The organism is Psychrobacter sp. NC44 (assembly GCF_904846655.1).
GTDB lineage: Bacteria > Pseudomonadota > Gammaproteobacteria > Pseudomonadales > Moraxellaceae > Psychrobacter.
The window spans coordinates 1-18,615 of the sequence record NZ_CAJHBN010000009.1; the positions used below are offsets into that span (position 1 = coordinate 1).

Here is an 18,615-nt window from a genome sequence, read left to right on the forward strand (position 1 = left end):
TTTGTTTGTACCAACTTAATCTGCTCTTTCTCATATGACTATCCTAGATTATTTTACTTATCTAGGACAGCCCCTAATTATTTATACATTAGAGTTATAAACTTTACCTGCATGAAAGTCTGCTTGATGCTCATAATTGCAAAAAAACAATGCTTGGTTTTCGCCAATAGCACTCTCACTATTTGCAGCCAAGTTGGGCTTGGTTTCAAGGACGCCGCGGTATTCAGCTAAGCTGTTGCCACAAAAATTGCACTGACGCGGTGTGATCACATCCCCTTTTTTTGGCATCATGCTTTTGGGCGCACGCGGGTACATAAATTTATAAAACCCCCACATTACTATCCAAATAACGATGATGATAATGATAACAGCAAACACGGCAGTGCTCCTTTAAATATGAGTAAGCGCTATGAATGATAAAAGCCGTTTGGCGGATTATTCAATACGTCTGAACAGTATAACTTAACCATCAATACTGACGATAGTGCTATGCTTTAGCGAGTTAATTGTCCATCCATTTATCATGGTAATTTATCAATAAATGCCATGATACGTTGTAAAAAACTGGCCATAGCGGACCAGTTTTTGTATTAAACAGAAAATAAAGTGAGCGATCTATATTAGTGAAACTATAGCTGCAACTCACTGATATCAGCGACGGTTAAAAACAATGCACGTACTTGCTTAAGCAGCGCTAAGCGGTTGTTTTTAAGGGCGGCGTCTTCACTGTTGACCATCACATTATCAAAGAATTGCGTCAACGGCTCATCTAAGCTGGCAAGCGTTTGCAACACTTGTGTGTAATCCGCTTGTTCTAGCATCGGTTTAACCGCCGTCTGCGCTTGCAGCACACTTGCGTATAAACCTTGCTCGGCAGGCTCAGACAATAGCGCTTCATCGACAGTATCAGCGACACTCACTTCTGATTTGGCCAATATATTGGCGACACGCTTGTTTGAATCAGCAAGCATTGAAGCTTGTGACAATTCGCTAAAGGCTTGTACCGCGCGAATACGCTGATCAAAATCGAGCGGCATATGCGGGTTAATCGCTTGCACTGCCTGAATGGTATCGACGCTCACTCCCTGCTCGGTATACATCGCCCGATAGCGCGAGTTTAAGAATGCCATGACCTGAGTAAACGTATCGCCCATTTTTTCAATCTTGCTGCCTTCAGCGTCACTATAGCCTTTGACCGCTTGTTCAACGAGCGCTACCAAATTAATTGGCAATTGCTTTTCGATCAAAATACGCAAGATACCGATGGCTGAACGACGTAGACTGAACGGATCTTTTGAACCCGTCGGTGCTTGGTCAATGGCAAAAATACCAACAAGCGTATCTAAACGGTCGGCTAATGCTAAGCAAATGCCAATTGGCGTCTGTGGTAATACGTCGCCACTGAACTTGGGCAAATATTGCTCTTCTAAACTTGCCGCGACTGCTTCAGGCTCATTATTCAAACGCGCATAGTAAGTGCCTGCAATACCTTGTAATTCAGGATATTCACCTACGAGCGAGCTTGCCAAATCGGCTTTGGACAAAATACCCGCACGCACCGTTTCATCTATATCAATCTGCTGACCTTGCTGTTGCATCAAGGCGGCAATAAAGGCGGCAAGCTTGGCAATACGCTCAGATTTTTCCCAAATCGTACCCAGCTTGTCTTGGAAGACACGAGTTTTGAGGCTTTCTGTCAACGCAAATAATGGCTGCTTCTGGTCTTGTAAGAAGAAAAACTCGGCATCAGCCAAACGTGGACGCACGACTTTCTCATTACCTTCGATAATTTGATTGGGATCTTTTGACTCAATGTTGGTGATGAAAATAAAGTACGGCTGTAATTTGCCCGCTTTATCGGTTAAGCAAAAATACTTCTGATCGGCTTGCATGGTAGAGATAAGCGCTTCTTGTGGCACTTGTAAAAAGCGCGGTTCAAAACTTGCACGTAAAGCAATAGGGAAATCAACCAATGCGGTTACTTCATCCAACAAATCTTGCGGCACGATAGCATCTGAATTAACTTCATCAGCCAAGGCTTTGACTTGGTTTTTAATCAGCATTTGACGCTTATCAAAATCAGCAACCACTTTTAAACCACCTAGTAACTCTTCGTAGTCATTGGCATGCGCAATCTCATGATAATTAGGACTATGGAAGCGATGACCACGAGTTTGCGTGCCTGTCTGATGCCCCTGAATGATCGCATCAATGACGGTGCTATCTTGCATCAATACCGCCCACTGTACTGGACGCACAAATTCATTGCGGCTGGCACCTGAACGCATACGCTTAGCAATCGGTAGATTGTCTAGTGCAGTCTGGAAAATGGCAGCTAACAGTTCAGTAGTTGCTTGACCATGAATGACTTGCTCATAACCGACATAATCACCTTTGTCGGTGTTAATCGTTATCAACTCGCTGGCTTCAATACCTAAACCCTTGGCAAAACCCATCGCTGCACGTGTTGGATTACCTTCCGCATCAAAGGCAGCTTTAATCGCAGGGCCGCGTTTTTGCTCGCTACGATCCGGCTGCTTATCGCTAATGCCCTGAATTTGAAGTGCCAAACGACGCGGCGCAGCAAAAGCTTTAATGCTATCAAAGGTAATATCAGCTTCAGTTAACTGCGCTATCACACTTGCTTGTAGCGCATCACGTAGTGGCTTTAGGCTTTTTGGAGGTAGCTCTTCACACCCCAGTTCAAATAGAATGGTACTCATGGGATGCTCCTATTTATTGTTATTAGTAGATTGATTGTTATCAATAGCTTGATTGATTTCTGTATTCTCAGCGGCTTCTTCTTTTGGCAAATACTTATCGAGCGCCGCTTGACGATGTACCTCATCTGCCAATGGAAAGCCTAACTTAGCGCGTGCTTCGACGTAACCAATGGCAACCTTACGGGCAAGCGTACGCACACGTAGGATAAAACGCTGACGTTCGGTCACTGAAATCGCACCACGAGCATCGAGTAAATTAAAAGCATGTGAGGCTTTTAGTACCATCTCATAGGCAGGTAATGGCAAACCTTCGGCAACCAACTTATCTGCTTGCTGCTCATAAAAGTCAAACATCTGACCCATCATCGGCACATCTGCGTGCTCAAAGTTATAGGTCGATTGCTCAACTTCGTTTTGATGGAAAACATCGCCATAAGTGACGCGACCAAACTCACCATCTGCCCAGACCAAATCATAAACGCTATCGACGCCTTGTACATACATCGCCAAGCGCTCAAGACCGTAGGTAATCTCGCCGGTCACTGGGAAGCACTCAAGACCGCCTACTTGCTGGAAGTACGTAAATTGCGTCACTTCCATACCGTTGAGCCAAATCTCCCAGCCTAGTCCCCACGCACCCAGCGTTGGCGACTCCCAGTTATCTTCAACAAAACGCACATCGTGCACCAATGGATCAATACCAATGGCTCTTAGCGAGTCCAAATACAGCTCTTGGATATTGGGTGGATTTGGCTTTAGCACCACTTGAAACTGATAGTAATGCTGCAAGCGGTTGGGGTTGTCACCGTAGCGACCATCGGTTGGACGACGCGATGGCTGCACATAGGCAGCATTCCAACGCTCAGGACCTAACGAGCGTAAAAATGTCGCGGTGTGAAAAGTACCCGCGCCGACTTCCATATCATAAGGCTGCAAGATAACGCAGCCCTTATCTGCCCAATAATTCTGTAGGGTTAGGATTAAATCCTGAAACGTCATCGGTTGAGGGTCTGTATTTTCTATCATCGGAGTTGTCGCTTGGGATGTCATAGTTTGGGTTTTCATAGTAAAGCCACTGTGGAATGGATATTTATAAATAAAGTTTTGATAGCACTCGTATAGCCTATTCGGCAACGACTCTATTTGCCTGCTCACCTTACTAAAAATTGACTATTTTATCTATATTTACATCAATTAAATTTATGCTGCAGACCTAAATGAGTCGTTATAAGGCTCATTTATAATCAAACTGCTGCAATATAGGAGACACAAAAGTAGCAGATAAAAAAATACCCAAATGCGCGAGCATCTGGGCAGGAGGAAAGGTATGTCTTTGGTATCCTGATGAGTCAGGCTTTTTGTTTTTTAGTCGAACTACTATTCTCTTTTTTTGGTAAAAATCTATCTGAGCTAATCTCGATAGTGATGCTATCAAAACGATAATATTAAAATGGTACTGCTACTAAGCTGTTAAAAAAATACGAGCAAATATAAAATAACTTTACTGGTAAGACGCACTAGTCGCTTTTGGCATGATTATCCATAAAATTATATAAATTAAGATGCCAGGTACTGCTGCACTCAAAGATGAGATAATCACGAATAAGACTCTCACCCAAGTCGGTGACCAGCCAACGTATTCGGCAATGCCGCCCATCACACCTGCTATCATGCGATTGTTCTGTGAGCGATGTAGTTTTGCTAGTTTAGCCAAATCAAATACCTCTCTATCATTTCTATTGTTATTTGAAATTCTGCTTCTTTTCTTCTGTTTTTATGCTTTTTTCGGTGTAATGGACATTTTTCATGCTGGCGTATGGTCTAACGCTATATACTGTCTATATTTGCAAGGAATCAACGCCATGAATCAAAAAACTGCCCTTTTTGTCGTGATAAACACACCAAGAAGAATGGACGCAAGCTTGGCAAACAGCAGTATCAATGTCTCGCTTGCAGACGGCAGTTTTTAGGTGGAAAAAGACTCAATAACCAAACCCTTTGGACTGAATACACTCAGGGAAAACAGACCTACCAACAGCTGGCTGATAAATATCACTGTAGTCTCAAGATCATTCAAAGACGCTTAGATAAAGTCAGTACCCAGTATCAGATTAAGCAACCAAAGACTGCTAATATCATCATGGACACCACTTACTTTGGTCGCAAGTTTGGTTTAATGGTCTTTATGGACAATACCACTAAAGCCGTACTTTATTACGCGATAGTGGGTCATGAAACCAACAGTGCCTACAAGCAAGGTGTTGATCATCTAGTATCGTTAGGCGTTGATATACAAAGCATCACCTGTGATGGTAGACGAGGACTGCGTACGCTATTCACCCACACCCCTTGCCAGATTTGCCAGCTTCATCAAGTGCAAATAATAACTCGCTATCTCACTCGTCGACCTAAGAACAGTGCCAGTATCGAGCTTAGACGGCTCACTTTAGACTTAACTAAGCTTGATAAAGCCACGTTCACAAAATGCTTAGATCAATGGTATTTAACCCATGAAGACTATCTGAGTGAGCGTAGTACCAATGAAGATACTGGTAGAAGTTGGTACACTCACAAACGTCTTAGAAGTGCTTATCGCAGCCTCAGGACCAATAGTGATTGGTTATTCACTTACCAAGAATATGGGCATTTAGATATACCAAATACCACCAATTCTCTTGAAGGCTTATTCAGTGAGTTAAAGCGACAATTACACAGTCATCACGGTCTAAGTGAGCAGCGTAAGTTGCGGTTTATTAAAGACTTTTTAGGGTCAAAGTCACTCAAATAGCATGAATTATGTCCATTAGCGACTACCTTCTACTTTTTAGCATGAATTTTGTCCATTACACCCTTTTTTCCGATTCTAGTTAGGAAGCTGCTTAGCCTTCTTAACTTATGAATAAGTATAGCAACTATTTAATATTTATCTGTTGAACGTATAGACGTACTTTGTGAGTTTATGCTAACCAAGCTTGCCCTAATCTGTCATAAAACCTCATAAACTGCTGATTTTAAATAGTTATTTCAAAATGTTTCACAATTAGCTTTATTGCTGCCATATTACACATGTTGTTACAAATCCAATATTTAGCCATTTTCAGCACATAGATATTGTGTAGATGGAACTTCAGAAATGGTGAGATAGTCAAACAATCACAGTTAAATTAATAACTTGGTCATATTTTTATCAGAAAAAAGTCGTATAAAAAAACACCCCTTTACAATAACCTACCTGTAAATCGCCTTAAACCTTTATAACATGCTGGTAAATAACAGATATTCTAGAAGTCTATCTATAAAATTAGTGCAATTAAGAATAAATAAAAATTAAGGAAAGCTATGTACGAGTCAGGATTGATGATTGGACATTTTGAGCCACTACATTTAGGTCAAATGCGCAGTATATTGGCTGCGGCAGGACAAGCGAAAACCTTGCATATTATCATTATGGCGCATCCAGCACCGCATCCAGACTTTGACATTACTTTGCAAGACAAAGCACGTTGGCTACAGATGGCGTGTGCTGATTTGCCATTTATCCAGATTCATACCACTCATGAGATTGAGCTGCCGCTACATGATAGCTTCGTCGATGTGACAATCGACATTCCCGCCAGCAATGCCAAACTACAACGATTAACGACAGCGCTCGACTTACCAACAGATACAGTATTGTTTGTCGCAGAAAACCACCCATTGGCGCAGAGTGATGTCTATGAGCGATTATCGATACCAGTCGTCACGACCCCGCTACAGCCTGAGTTTGACTCTTATTCCATCGCTCGTAATCCAGTCGCGCATTGGTCAGCTATTCATCCCCAAGCGCGCGGCGACTATACCAAAACGGTGGCAATTGTTGGCGGTGAAAGCTCAGGTAAGACCACATTGGTGCATAAACTGGCCAATTATTATGGCGCCAGCTTTGCTTTAGAGATGGGACGCTTATATGTCGGCACTGATTTGGGCGGTAGTGAAGTCGGTCTACAATACAATGACTATGGTCCGATTGCCCTTCAGCATGCTCAAGCTATAAGAGACGCGGCGGCTAATGCGACCGCTCCTGTCACCATCGTTGATACCGATTTTGTGACCACTCAAGCATTTTGTGAAGAATATGAAGGTCGCAGCCATCCTTTTGTGGCGGCTTGTATCGATGAGTTTCGCTTAGATCATACCATTATGCTGGATAACAATACGCCGTGGATTGATGATGGCATGCGCTCATTGGGCACGCCTGAGGCACGTGGACGCTTTGAGCGACGTCTCGTCGATATTTTTGCTCGTCATGATATCAAACCACACATGGTTGATCAGCCAGATTACGATGCGCGCTATCAGCAAGCGCTGCTGCTTATCGATCAGTATGTTTATGGTAGATAGACGACAGGGTAAAAATAGCGATGGCAAGAATAGCGATAATACAAAAATAATATGATACTAAAAAATAAAATAAGAACTCATTGTAGTTTTAATACTTTAAGGAAAAAGGCTTTATGCGTATTCAGCTATTAGATAATATTACTGGAAAGTGGGCGATGCAATGGATTGTCACTTGGTTCATTTGCGGGGTAATAGCCTTATCCGCAGGTTTTTGGCTCACGACAGAACACACCACACTTGATATGTTTTATTTGGGCGTGTCTTTCGTTGGTTTGGTCTGTGTGGTTTCGCTATCATTTCGCAAAAACGTCATGGGCAACGGGCTGGGAATGGCAGCGACTGCGGGAGAAGTCGTCGTGCAGGCGACGTCTGGTGCAGTCGGTTTGATGCTCGCGCCGCTCTTTAACTTTTTCACCCATGTCTACGGTATTTTTTATTGGTCAAAACATACCGATCCTGATGGCGACATGATACCAAAGGCGGCGAGCAAAGCGGTTTGGTTGATTACCGCCGCCTTTATTATTATTGGTCTCGCACTTTTTCCCACGGTAAATAATTTACTAGCCAGCTATGGCTATGCAGTGGTTGAAGATGATAATAGTAAATTCCTAGGATTTATTTCCTTCTTTTGGATCAACGTCATTGCTTTTGTCCTCTCCATTACTGCACAAGCCGCGATGATTTTGCGCTATTCATTTAACTGGTGGTTATGGATTATCGTTAACTTTGTCTGGCTCATCGTCAATCTAATGTCAGGCAATTACATTTTTGCCATTCAAACCATGATATATCAAATAAACGCTTTTATTGGTTTGTATGAATGGCAGCGCAGTGAACAAGGTTAACGGTTATCTTGTATGGTCATAAGTGCTGATATCTTAAAAGAATAAAACCGAAGAGCTCGCAGATATTGGCAAACATGTTGATAACGTTATAGGTTTTGACTGTGCCGTCTATCAGATAATGTGGTGGACTGGCTCAATTAGTGCTACAACTGATAGGAGAGATTTTTCAATTCATCTACTAACATGGAGGTTAGTATGTCTCGTACTCAGCAAAAACGCCTATCTAAACGCACACTTGAGCAATGGCTTAGTGAATATTCTGTCAGTCATCAAAACCTAGTCAATAAAAAAATCCATTGGCTATGCGTTCCTACTATATTTGTCAGCCTGTTAGGCATGGGCATGTCACTATCAGTTTGGTTTACCTTGGTACTTAGCGCGTTGGTATTGTTATTTTATATGCGTCTATCCACGCCGTTATTCTTGGCGATGGGAATGTTTATTCTTATTTGTTTGTCAGTAATGGCATTATTACCATGGGGCTTTAAGGTTTGGGCGGCTGTTTTTGTGGTTGCTTGGATTGGACAGTTCATTGGTCATAAAATTGAAGGCAAAAAACCCTCGTTTTTTGAAGACTTACAATTCTTATTAATTGGTCCAGCATGGGTAGCTAATAGCTTGATGGGTCGAAAAAAAAGCCAAGCCTAACTATTTATCCTTGATAGTATATTTAAGCTTAGTATCTTTAAGCTCGGTATCGTTAGAATTAGTACCTAAAAAACCACTATCTAAAACTGATATTTTGACTCAAAAAAGCACCACTCAACAATCCGTTAAGTGGTGCTTTGTATATTACGCTATCAAAGAACAGGTTATAAAAAATAAGCTATCAAAAAAATTTATTGACTGTAATTAACTCCTCTAAATTTCAGAACAATAACACTGTAAATATAGCGTCAAATAACCACAGCAGAACCTTTTACTTCAAAATCGAACCATTCATTTTAGAATAGAGCCAACAGCATAAATTCAGCCTATTCGCCCGATAGTTAATACGCGACAAGCCTCTAGCCTCTACGCAATGTACTGTAGAAATTCTTCATTACGCGCCATCACCGATAGATACAGCACTGGCTGTCCCGTCCTAAACGCTGAGTTGGATTTTTCTGATCGACACATTGACTTGCTCGAAGAAGGGTATGAGTTGGTCGAGTATTAAGAGCTGTAAGGTTCCAGCGACCAAGCAAAACGGCTGGCGCTGACTCGTTATTCGCTCTGTGCCAGTCCCGATTATCTGAGCAGGATGGGATTACTTGAGACGCTAGCAGATTTGGAGAATCATGAATTTTTACAATATGGTCTTGGCAAAAGAAGCAACCTAGAGCTGACTGACGAAGAAGGCACAATCACACGATTCATGGCAAAATTAATGCCGCTAATGGTGCGTTTTTGGTAGATATGGCCGTCAAAGGTCAATGCATTACCTTTATACAAGGTCGATATCTGAATACAGTGTCGATATTTGATCACGCAAATAATATCACATGTCTATCACAGTCGAATTATCGCTTATAGCCCTACCGAATCCAGCAATCTTAGTTACTTATGCGCCTTACTCAGTGATAGCAGAAATGACACCAATCAATTTTTTGGTCTTATATCTTGCTTCTGCTAGTGCCATCTTATTCTGCGCTACCACGGTCAATACACACGGCTTACCGATATAGTCAGTTTTGACAAATAGTATATTTCCAGCAGTGGCTTCGACAATAGTGATGTCGCACTTGCCCTGCTTCATCTGACTCGCGGATGAATCGCTCAGCGCTGATAGCGTGCTACTCATCGCCGCAAACTTGTCCGTTTGATTGCTCAATTCACTGATCGAAAAGCAACTAATGGGAAAGCCATCTGTGGTGCATAAGCTAACCAATATGACTTCTCTATTGGCGTCACACAATGCTTTCATGTGGCTTAACAACGCTATTTTTGCTGGTGATTTTTCGTCTAATTTTTCTTTTAACATAGTCATATCTGGCATTAGTCTTGATTATTAAGGGTATTAAATAATGACAACAGAGACACGGCGGACTCTCTATTTCTAGGATCTGTATGGAGCACAGGTGCCACCACATTATGCTGCATCAACATCACTCTTATTTCTTGTCCCAGTGCTGAAAGGCTATCTTTGTCAGCATCCTCGCAATGAGTGATACCAATGATACACGTGGTCTGATTTTTTTCTGGCGCAAAAAAGTGTAATAGCTTATCTAAATTGGCATAATCGGGTGTCTCGCCATATCTAATCAAAATGAGCAATCCCCATAGCGACTGATTGACGAACTCCCATAAAAAAGAAAACCGCTCTTGACCTGGCACACCGTAAATACCTAGTGCCATATCGTCAGACAGAGTGATGCGTCCATAATCGATGCCGACCGTCGTGTACTCTTTACCGATATCGATACTAGATTTTGCTTCTGTTTCGATGGGGCTTATCTCGCTTAGGGTTTTGACCAACCGAGTTTTTCCAGCACCTACTTCACCAATGATTGCTAGTTTCTGATAATTCAATTTTTTACCTCATTCCTAAGAATTTTTTGATCGCACCATAAAATTTGTTAGGCTTTTTCTCATTTACGGTTTGCTCATGTATCGGTGCTGCCTCTGTGACACTCAATAAACCTAAACGATCAAACTCTCTGATAATCTGTGTGACTTGATGATGGCTGCCAAACTCACCACTATCCGCTAATGCATTAAACGAATAAGGCTTTTTAGTCAATTTGATACACAGGTTCATAACCATTTGCGGCTGGCTTTCATTGTTGAGATCAGGCCATGCCAGCAATCTTAAATCCTTACCTTCATAATACTTTTCAGGCACCGTATCAGATTTTTTTATATCAATAAACGGTTGAATACGTCTTTGTTGAGACTCATTAAAGCTGTTTAACACAGCGCTATTATTCTCAATGAACGCATTAAAAAAGTTGCCTTGATCCACAAAATCAAACACGCTCACAGCCCAATTATTAAAGCTGCGTTTGATCACGCGCACATCCAAAAACACCCAAAGATCTTCATGTCTAGGATCAGAAGCTATCTTACTCATTAACTTGTCTACTTCCAGATAAGGGCCTTCTAGCACTTGCAGGTACTGACCTTCACGGTAAGAGATGATACCCGTAATTTGCGATTTTGGATTATGCTTACGAGAGACGCTAACGATGTCTGATAACCCAGTAGGCATTCGAATAGTGCGATCACTGATTGGCACTCTACTGACGTATGCAATACACTTCATTTTGCCACCACTTGATAAAACGGCTCACGCTCGTTAAGTTATTCCTACTGCCTATAAAATAATAATTCGCTATGTACAGTACGTACATAGCGAATTTAACTTTGTTGCCACTCTTGTCTTATTTAAGGCGCGATAAGCAACAAGGATAGTTTGATAAATCACTCATTTTTTGAACACGACCAACCGAATTATATTTCTAGTTTATTTTCTACGGCTTGTACCTTACGGCGGGCTAATGCAAGATTGGCTTTTGATTTATCAAGCACCAAATAAATAAACAAGTCTTCATGCTTGGCTGTAGGACGAATGATGTGCAGTTGAGACTCCAAGGTGATTAACATATCTTCGATTTCACCTTTGATATCTAGTGATTTCATCGTTGCTACCTTCGCCTTTACCACTTGCGAGTTACCTGCTGCTGCAAGTTCTAAGTCAACGCCGCCGCCAGCCATACCTAGTACCATGCCTGACATATAGTCGACGATACAGCCACCCATTGCACCATCAAGATTCATTAATTCTTGTAACGACTCATCGATATTTGACATACTTTTTCCTGTTTATCTGATTGTATTTAAATGAAGTCATTCCATCACAGAAATGCTTTCGTAGTTTAAAGGTATGAAGCTAAATTTAGCTTATTTTTTACTCTTTTTATTATTAGTATATCTTAACGAACACTCAAAAATTATAAGATAATCATAACAATAAAACATTAATAACTAAGTATGTTTTTTGGTAAAAACCATATAGTCTATTTATAAACAAAGTCTACATACCGTAGCGGTGGTCATTATATTCCATATATTAGACTCGATGACGCTTGCCCCTAACCACTCATGAACAAAAAACGACCGTTGGGTAGGAAAAAATAAAAACATCGAATAATCATGCGAATTTAAAGTTTAAAACCCCCGCTCTTGACACTAAAATGCCATTGATCGTTGAGTCATTTCAAGCAAAAAAACAAGGAAAAATGATGCCCGATTTACTTATAAAAAATGCCCAATTACCCAATCATAAAAACTTGGTCAATATCAGTATAAACGGCGCTTATATTGAGAGCATTGACGATGTTGCGGAAAAAACTGAACGTGATGATGCGCCAAGAGCAATTTACGATGCTAAAGGTTACTTTGTCTGTGCAGGATTCTATGAGAGCCACATTCACCTTGATAAAGCCTGCATCCTTGATCGCTGTACTATAGAGCAAGGTGATTTAAACGAGGCTGTTGAAGAAACAGGTAAGGCTAAAAAGGATTTTACGGAAGTAGATGTGTTTAATCGTGCTTCACGAGTGATTGAGATGGCGATTAAAAAAGGCACCGTTGGTCTGCGCACCTTTGTTGAAACAGATTCAAAAACAGAGATGCGCGCCTTTAATGCCATCAAAAAAGCCCGCGATACCTATGCATTTGCCATCGATATAGAGATTTGCGCCTTTGCGCAATCAGGATTGACCAATGACCTGCATACTTATGAGCTACTAAAACTGGCATTGTCGCAAGGCGCTGATTTGGTTGGCGGATGTCCATACAAAGATGAATATCCTCACAAGCATATTGAAATGGTGTTTGACTTGGCTGAGCAGTTTGACGTCGATGTTGATTTTCATTTAGATTTTGATCTGGATCCACAAGGCTCGAGCATTCCAAAATTGGTTGAAGAAACCATCAAGCGCCATTATCAAGGTCGCGTGTCTATTGGTCATGTGACTAAACTGTCGGCGATGGACAAAGACAAACGTATGGAAATGGCTGCGTTACTTAAATTCGCTGACATTACCTTGACGGTGTTACCAGCCACCGACATATTTTTGAATGGGCGTGATTATGATGCGCTCATTCCTAGAGGCATGGTCAACGCCAATGAGCTATTAGCAATGGGCATCAATACGACTATTTCTAGTAATAATATTTTAAATGCTTTCACGCCTTACGGTGATGCCTCACTGATTAGAATGGCAAATATGTATGCCAATATCACTCAATTAGCAAAAGATGAGCAGATAGCGGAGGTATTCGATATGATTAGCAAAAATGCAGCGAAGCTTTTGTCACGGCAAACGGAGATTAAAGTAGGAGCAGCGGCTACCCTAGTCATATTAGAAGCGAAAGACGCGGTAGAAGCGATTAGAATCAATTCGCAAGCCATAGCAGGCTTTAAAAATGGCAAGCAAACCTTTTGCAATGAGGTCGCTCATATTTGCTTTGAATAACTTGAATATCATTACTTGAGCCCATTCAGTCAATTGAAAGATACAGCCTATCAATGCGCCAGCACCTTCATCATAAAACATAGGCCTAAAACGATAAAAGCGTCACCCAACTATACGTTGAATGACGCTTTTCATAACGGTTTTTTTACTATTTACTATAGCTTTAACATCATAGTTTAAATACTTTCATATGCAGATAAGCTTAGTCCAAGGTTTGCACACCGCCGCCATTCACAAATATGGTTTGACCACTGACCCACTCAGATAGCGGTGCGGCAAAATACAGCATAGCACCAGCGATATCATCAGCTTCACCCAAACGTTGAATCGGCGTATGCTCTAGCATTTTCTTTTCGATTTCTGGTGTTAGCACGGTTTTTAACGCATCAGTACGCGTGGCACCAGGGCCAACCGCATTGACGCGTACCTCAGGGCCAAAATCATGTGCCAAGTTCGCCACCATATGATTGACAGCCGCTTTTGAACCTGCATAACCACTCATGTTCGGGCTTTTATTGATACTCGACATCGAAGTGGTAAATACAATCGAGCCATAACCCGACGCTTTCATGTGTGGCACGCATAATTGAGACAAGCGCCAGCCACTAAAAACATTCAACTCAAAATCACGGCGAATATCATCGACCGATGCTGTGGCTGGGTTTTCACGACCACCGCCGCCGCCACCAGCATTATTGATTAAAATATTGACAGTGCCAAATTCAGCTACGACCTTGTCTACCATAGCGACCAAATCTTCATCTTTCAAGATATTACATTCGACTGCCAAGCCTTTTACACCATACACTTCGACATCCTTGACCGCAGCCTTTGCATCTTCTAGTTTTAAATCAGCAATAGCGATATTTGCCCCAGCTTGTGCTAGACGTAACGCCGTTGCTTTACCAATACCATTTGCACCGCCCGTCACAATCGCAGTTTTTCCTGACAGATCAAATAATTCATTAAATGCTCTATGTTTGAATTCTTGCATAATTATTCCTTATTATCATCATTGTTTATAGATGGATTATTTGTTGTTATATTCGTTTAAACGATCTATATAATTATGCATGATTGAACTGAGCCTAATGTGTCAAATTGACCACCTTTTGTAACTTAGTTTTGGCGCTGCCACTTTTAGTAATCTATGTCGTTAATTCCGTCGATAGTAACTTGGAATGTCATCGAAATATTCTTAAGAAACAATGACAACCCTTAAAATCAGGACAAAAAAAAGCCTCACAATAAAGTGAGGCTTTGATGCTTTTTCAAGCCATATTTGGAGCGGGAAAAGAGATTCGAACTCTCGACCCCAACCTTGGCAAGGTTATGCTCTACCACTGAGCTATTCCCGCTGATTATCGAATTGTAGTGTTGTTAACAACAACTCCGTCTCGATAGGCTGGCTATTCTATCAGATATTCTAACCCTGTCAACCTCATTTTTAACGTTTATTTCCAATATTATGTCTTTAACTCGCTATTTATTGATGTAATTATCATAAATAATTGATTTAGCGATAATTATTTATTTAAAATAATATCAATTATTTTTCAGAATAATGTTAGAAATCTAAAGCTCTGTCCTTGTAGGTAGTATCTCATCGCCTATGAGACTATTTTTTGACTGAGATTTATGCCGCCTATCAAGTTTATAGACGTTAGTCATGAAAAATAGATTTGTTGGTGTCAACGTCCCTCTCACTTACAATCCTACGCTGTATTGTTACTTTTCCTGCATTGGTTTTGCCTTAGTAACATTATTATACTTATGCCTAATGACAGTTCGGGTAAAATTTTACTGTTGAGGTCACGTAGCAAGCATAGGTAGAACATTAATAAAAAATTGCCTTACTTGCTGCTTTGACTCTTTATTCCACAAAAAATTTAATACGAGTCATTTGAACGACAATTGTTTCAACGATAATCACTTTGTTATTAGTAGCCGCTTTGTTATTAACCGCCACTTTGTTCTATTTTACTTTTTATCATTTACAGCGAGGATGTTTATTATGAAAAAATTACTGACCAGCACCGTGATGGCCGCTTCATTGTCGGCACTAGCCCTGACAGGCTGTACCAGCACCACCAGTACTGGGGCCGTTGGCGTTGACCGTCAGCAGCTATTACTGGTTTCTAGTGAGCAAGTTTTGCAGCTGTCTGCACAGAGTTATGCCAAAACGTTGCAAGAAGCAAAAGCGCGCGGCGTGTTAGATACCAATAAGGCTCAGCTTAATCGCTTAAAGAACATCGCTAATCGTTTGGTCGGTCAGGTCGGCGTCTACCGTCCAGATGCGGCGAAATGGCAATGGGAAGTGCATACGATCAAATCTAATGAGCTGAATGCCTTTGTGGTGCCGGGTGGCAAAATCATGTTTTACTCGGGTATCATTGACCGCCTGAATCTCACCGATGACGAGATTGCGGCTATTATGGGTCATGAGATGTCACATGCGCTGCGTGAGCACTCACGTGAACGTCTCTCACGCCAATATGCCACGCAGACTGGTATCGGTGTAGCGGCCAGCATCTTTGGACTGTCGCAAGGTCAAGCTGAACTAGCAAACGTTGCTGGGGATTTGGGACTGAGCCGTCCGCACAGTCGCACACAAGAAGCTGAAGCCGATCAAATTGGTTTAGAGTTAATGGCACGTGCTGGCTATAATCCGCAAGCAGCGGTTACCTTATGGCAGAAAATGCAAAGCGCAAGCCAAGGTGAGCCACCACAGTTCTTAAGCACTCACCCGACCAGCAGCAATCGTATTGCTCAATTGCAATCGTTAATGCCTAAAGTGATGCCGCTTTATCAAAAAGCGCGCCGCTAACGAGATTGTTAGATTTCATGCTTTGAGTAAATGGCTGTTACTTATAATGATTGTTACTTATAAAAGCAGAGTACAGGCTATCAATTGTGCTCTGCTTTTTTATGCTGATAGCTAACAGATACCGCTACTTGCCATGACCAGCTATTATGTATCGTCATTAAAGACAGTATGTTAAAAAGAATATCTTTCATTGCTATATTTTTTAAAAGCAGGATAGCTCAAAAGTTTAATCGCTTACAGGCACATGCCACTTAATAGCAGGCTTTACCGCTAATAGCGTTTGCTATAATGGGCATTATTTGCAATTCACAAATTGCTAAGTATGATACCGCCAAGTACTATTAGGCAAAATATATGGAAAGATCATTATGAGTAAAACACCGACCGCTGATGCCCTCAATGCTGAGCTACAAGCGTTGCAGCCGCAACATATAGAATTGTTGAATGAGTCAATGAATCATTCTGGTTATTTTGATGGTAAAGAAAGCCATTTTAAGCTTACGATTGTTAGTGATGCTTTTGAAGCCAAAAGATTGGTCGCACGCCATCAGCTTGTATATGGACTGGCAAACTCCTTATTAACCTCGCAAGGCGGTCAAATCCATGCTTTAGCGATTCATGCTTATACCCCAGTAGAATGGCAAGGTCAAAGCCCTGATAGTCCGTTATGTGCTGGACAAAACAAGGGCTAATAACGAACTATTGCGAAGATAGTGTTTTCCATACCATAATTATATGTAACCAGTAAGCGCTGAAACTGCACCTTTAAAGGAAATAATATCTCATGAAACATCTACACATGCTCATGGCTGTATTGCTCATTGCCCTGTTTTTATATCAGAGCTATTTGGTATTAAGCTCAAACAAGCAAGCGCCACGCGTGGTTAAAATCTCTTCGCACATTCTCTATGCCCTCATTATTGTGTCAGGGGCAGTCATGCTAATGCAGCTGATGAGTGCCAATGCACCCATACAATGGGTATTTGCAAAAGTAATCTTACTCGTTGCGGCTATCAGTGCCAGTATTAAAGCGTTTAATAATAACGCCACATCTAGCCAAAGAAAGACCGGTATTCTTATTGCTGGAGCGGCGTATGTGGGCATTGTGGTACTAGCCTTTGCTAAACCTGGTAACTTATTTTAATAAACATATGACATTTTTATTGCACAAATACTTATATTACTAGTATTGAAAATATTTAATAAGTGCTATATTTTCAATATCTTAATCCCATTATTTTTGCTATCTTACATAAATACAATCGCCTCAACCTAGCCTAATGGAGCCACTATGAAAACTCTTACTGCAGCGACACTACTGGCGACAGCTGGCATTTTTGGTCTCTCAGGCTGTGCCTCGACGGGCAATGTCACGCCACAATATGTGCCGCCAAGCACGTATCAAAGTTACGATTGCCAAGCCCTTAGTCAAGAATATGCCCGCGTCAATCGCTATGTCGACGCGGCGCGCAATGAGCAATCAACTTTATCCGCCTCAGGTGTCGGGGTTGGGGTTTCTGCGGGACGTTGGGGCATCTCCCCTAATATCAGTTTTGGCGTGGGCAAAAGCAACAATACCAAGGCGCGCGATGCAAAATTATCACGGCTCTATGGCGAGCGTGATGCCATCATTCAATCCGCCCGCATTCAGCGTTGTAGCTTTGCCAATGGTGTTAAGATTTATGGCGAGTAATGCGTGATAGGTTATGTTTAATAGATTACATTTAATAAGTTAAGTTTGATAAGTGAGGTTTAACTGCTCAACTCTTCGATGACTTTAGATAGTATTTATTATGAAAAAAGCCAGCATGCAATAAGCATACTGGCTTTTTTCATAATCATAATTCGTTAAAACTCAAGAACGTAAGCTTTGTACCCACTGAACAATTTGATCGCTAGGTAAAGCACCTGACTGCCGTGCTATCTCTCTACCATTTTTAAAAGCCACCATGGTTGGCAAACTGCGAATATTATAAGGTGCCGCCGCTTGCTCATATTTATCGGTTTGTATTTTGGCAAAGACTACTTGTGGCAGTTGAGCCGCTGCGGCTTTGAACTGCGGTGCCATCATGAGACACGGCTGACACCAACTCGCCCAAAAATCAACGATGGTCAAGACCTCATTTTTTTGAATGACTTTACGAACCGTTTGAGCGTTTAGTTCATGAGGACTCCCCGTTAATAACGGCTGACCACATTTGCCGCAATTTGGCGCAGCACTAAGTTTGGCTGCTGGTATGCGGTTGGTTGCCTGACAATGTGGGCAGACCAGATGAGAGTTTTGCTCACTCATTATAAGACTCCTATGCAAGTAGCATGGGTATTGGTCAATCAAAGTATCCAATACCCATGCCTGATTATGTATTTATGACAATAAA

Annotated in this window: 21 protein-coding genes and 1 tRNA gene; 11 read left to right on the top strand and 11 right to left on the bottom strand. The window is 41.5% G+C overall.

Features of this window, described 5'->3' with window-relative positions; all coding sequences use genetic code 11:
• Positions 1-81: 81 nt before the first annotated feature.
• From JMX95_RS08090 to JMX95_RS08105, 4 genes are all read right to left on the bottom strand, one after another.
• Positions 82-378: a hypothetical protein gene (locus JMX95_RS08090; RefSeq protein ID WP_227676006.1), complete on the bottom strand. Its 297-nt coding sequence runs from the start codon at positions 376-378 to the stop codon at positions 82-84.
• Between the two features lie 251 nt (positions 379-629).
• On the bottom strand, positions 630-2,723 hold the full coding sequence (gene glyS / locus JMX95_RS08095) for a glycine--tRNA ligase subunit beta (RefSeq protein WP_201560485.1): 2,094 nt from the start codon (positions 2,721-2,723) through the stop codon (positions 630-632).
• Positions 2,724-2,732: 9 nt separating this feature from the next.
• On the bottom strand, positions 2,733-3,722 hold the full coding sequence (gene glyQ / locus JMX95_RS08100; RefSeq protein WP_201555134.1) for a glycine--tRNA ligase subunit alpha: 990 nt from the start codon (positions 3,720-3,722) through the stop codon (positions 2,733-2,735).
• A 502-nt stretch (positions 3,723-4,224) separates the two neighbouring features.
• Complete coding sequence (locus tag JMX95_RS08105) at positions 4,225-4,437, bottom strand: PspC domain-containing protein (protein WP_045454060.1); 213 nt, start codon at positions 4,435-4,437, stop codon at positions 4,225-4,227.
• 426 nt (positions 4,438-4,863) lie between these two features.
• Here JMX95_RS08105 and JMX95_RS08110 point away from each other — a divergent pair, with 426 nt between their 5' ends.
• The 6 genes from JMX95_RS08110 (at position 4,864) to JMX95_RS08135 (ending at position 9,344) form a co-directional block, all read left to right on the top strand.
• Positions 4,864-5,511 (top strand): hypothetical protein, encoded by a 648-nt coding sequence (locus JMX95_RS08110; protein WP_201560486.1) that lies wholly within the window; start codon positions 4,864-4,866, stop codon positions 5,509-5,511.
• Positions 5,512-6,062: 551 nt separating this feature from the next.
• On the top strand, positions 6,063-7,103 hold the full coding sequence (gene nadR / locus JMX95_RS08115; RefSeq protein WP_201560487.1) for a multifunctional transcriptional regulator/nicotinamide-nucleotide adenylyltransferase/ribosylnicotinamide kinase NadR: 1,041 nt from the start codon (positions 6,063-6,065) through the stop codon (positions 7,101-7,103).
• A 113-nt stretch (positions 7,104-7,216) separates the two neighbouring features.
• Positions 7,217-7,948: a nicotinamide riboside transporter PnuC gene (pnuC, locus tag JMX95_RS08120; protein WP_060491784.1), complete on the top strand. Its 732-nt coding sequence runs from the start codon at positions 7,217-7,219 to the stop codon at positions 7,946-7,948.
• Between the two features lie 195 nt (positions 7,949-8,143).
• A complete protein-coding gene (locus JMX95_RS08125) occupies positions 8,144-8,596 on the top strand; it encodes a DUF962 domain-containing protein (RefSeq protein WP_198329499.1) in 453 nt (150 codons plus the stop codon).
• A 373-nt stretch (positions 8,597-8,969) separates the two neighbouring features.
• Positions 8,970-9,107 (top strand): hypothetical protein, encoded by a 138-nt coding sequence (locus JMX95_RS08130; protein WP_201560488.1) that lies wholly within the window; start codon positions 8,970-8,972, stop codon positions 9,105-9,107.
• An 84-nt stretch (positions 9,108-9,191) separates the two neighbouring features.
• A complete protein-coding gene (locus tag JMX95_RS08135; protein ID WP_201560489.1) occupies positions 9,192-9,344 on the top strand; it encodes a hypothetical protein in 153 nt (50 codons plus the stop codon).
• Between the two features lie 156 nt (positions 9,345-9,500).
• Here the strand turns inward: JMX95_RS08135 and JMX95_RS08140 are convergent, their stop codons facing one another.
• From JMX95_RS08140 to JMX95_RS08155, 4 genes are all read right to left on the bottom strand, one after another.
• Positions 9,501-9,917, bottom strand: a complete 417-nt coding sequence (locus JMX95_RS08140) for a roadblock/LC7 domain-containing protein (protein ID WP_201560490.1) — start codon at positions 9,915-9,917, stop codon at positions 9,501-9,503.
• 8 nt (positions 9,918-9,925) lie between these two features.
• Positions 9,926-10,459, bottom strand: a complete 534-nt coding sequence (locus JMX95_RS08145) for a GTP-binding protein (RefSeq protein WP_060491787.1) — start codon at positions 10,457-10,459, stop codon at positions 9,926-9,928.
• Positions 10,460-10,463: 4 nt separating this feature from the next.
• A complete protein-coding gene (locus tag JMX95_RS08150; protein ID WP_201560491.1) occupies positions 10,464-11,192 on the bottom strand; it encodes a BLUF domain-containing protein in 729 nt (242 codons plus the stop codon).
• 188 nt (positions 11,193-11,380) lie between these two features.
• Positions 11,381-11,740, bottom strand: a complete 360-nt coding sequence (locus tag JMX95_RS08155; protein WP_109591771.1) for a hypothetical protein — start codon at positions 11,738-11,740, stop codon at positions 11,381-11,383.
• Positions 11,741-12,171: 431 nt separating this feature from the next.
• Here JMX95_RS08155 and JMX95_RS08160 point away from each other — a divergent pair, with 431 nt between their 5' ends.
• Positions 12,172-13,410 carry an amidohydrolase family protein gene (locus JMX95_RS08160; protein WP_201560493.1) on the top strand — a complete coding sequence of 413 codons (1,239 nt, stop codon included), beginning with the start codon at positions 12,172-12,174 and terminating at the stop codon, positions 13,408-13,410.
• A 202-nt stretch (positions 13,411-13,612) separates the two neighbouring features.
• Here JMX95_RS08160 and JMX95_RS08165 read toward each other — a convergent pair whose 3' ends face one another.
• Both JMX95_RS08165 and JMX95_RS08170 read right to left on the bottom strand, forming a co-directional pair.
• On the bottom strand, positions 13,613-14,404 hold the full coding sequence (locus JMX95_RS08165; protein ID WP_201560494.1) for a glucose 1-dehydrogenase: 792 nt from the start codon (positions 14,402-14,404) through the stop codon (positions 13,613-13,615).
• 289 nt (positions 14,405-14,693) lie between these two features.
• Positions 14,694-14,768 (bottom strand) — tRNA-Gly (locus tag JMX95_RS08170).
• Between the two features lie 656 nt (positions 14,769-15,424).
• Here JMX95_RS08170 and JMX95_RS08175 point away from each other — a divergent pair.
• The 4 genes from JMX95_RS08175 (at position 15,425) to JMX95_RS08190 (ending at position 17,930) form a co-directional block, all read left to right on the top strand.
• Complete coding sequence (locus tag JMX95_RS08175; protein WP_045453551.1) at positions 15,425-16,237, top strand: M48 family metallopeptidase; 813 nt, start codon at positions 15,425-15,427, stop codon at positions 16,235-16,237.
• Between the two features lie 368 nt (positions 16,238-16,605).
• A complete protein-coding gene (locus JMX95_RS08180) occupies positions 16,606-16,929 on the top strand; it encodes a BolA family protein (RefSeq protein ID WP_201560495.1) in 324 nt (107 codons plus the stop codon).
• 92 nt (positions 16,930-17,021) lie between these two features.
• Positions 17,022-17,381: a SirB2 family protein gene (locus JMX95_RS08185; RefSeq protein ID WP_060491792.1), complete on the top strand. Its 360-nt coding sequence runs from the start codon at positions 17,022-17,024 to the stop codon at positions 17,379-17,381.
• 147 nt (positions 17,382-17,528) lie between these two features.
• Positions 17,529-17,930 carry a hypothetical protein gene (locus JMX95_RS08190; RefSeq protein WP_201560496.1) on the top strand — a complete coding sequence of 134 codons (402 nt, stop codon included), beginning with the start codon at positions 17,529-17,531 and terminating at the stop codon, positions 17,928-17,930.
• 162 nt (positions 17,931-18,092) lie between these two features.
• On the opposite strand, the gene trxC is transcribed toward JMX95_RS08190, so the two are convergent.
• Positions 18,093-18,530 carry a thioredoxin TrxC gene (gene trxC / locus JMX95_RS08195; RefSeq protein WP_201560497.1) on the bottom strand — a complete coding sequence of 146 codons (438 nt, stop codon included), beginning with the start codon at positions 18,528-18,530 and terminating at the stop codon, positions 18,093-18,095.
• Between the last annotated feature and the right edge of the window lie 85 nt (positions 18,531-18,615).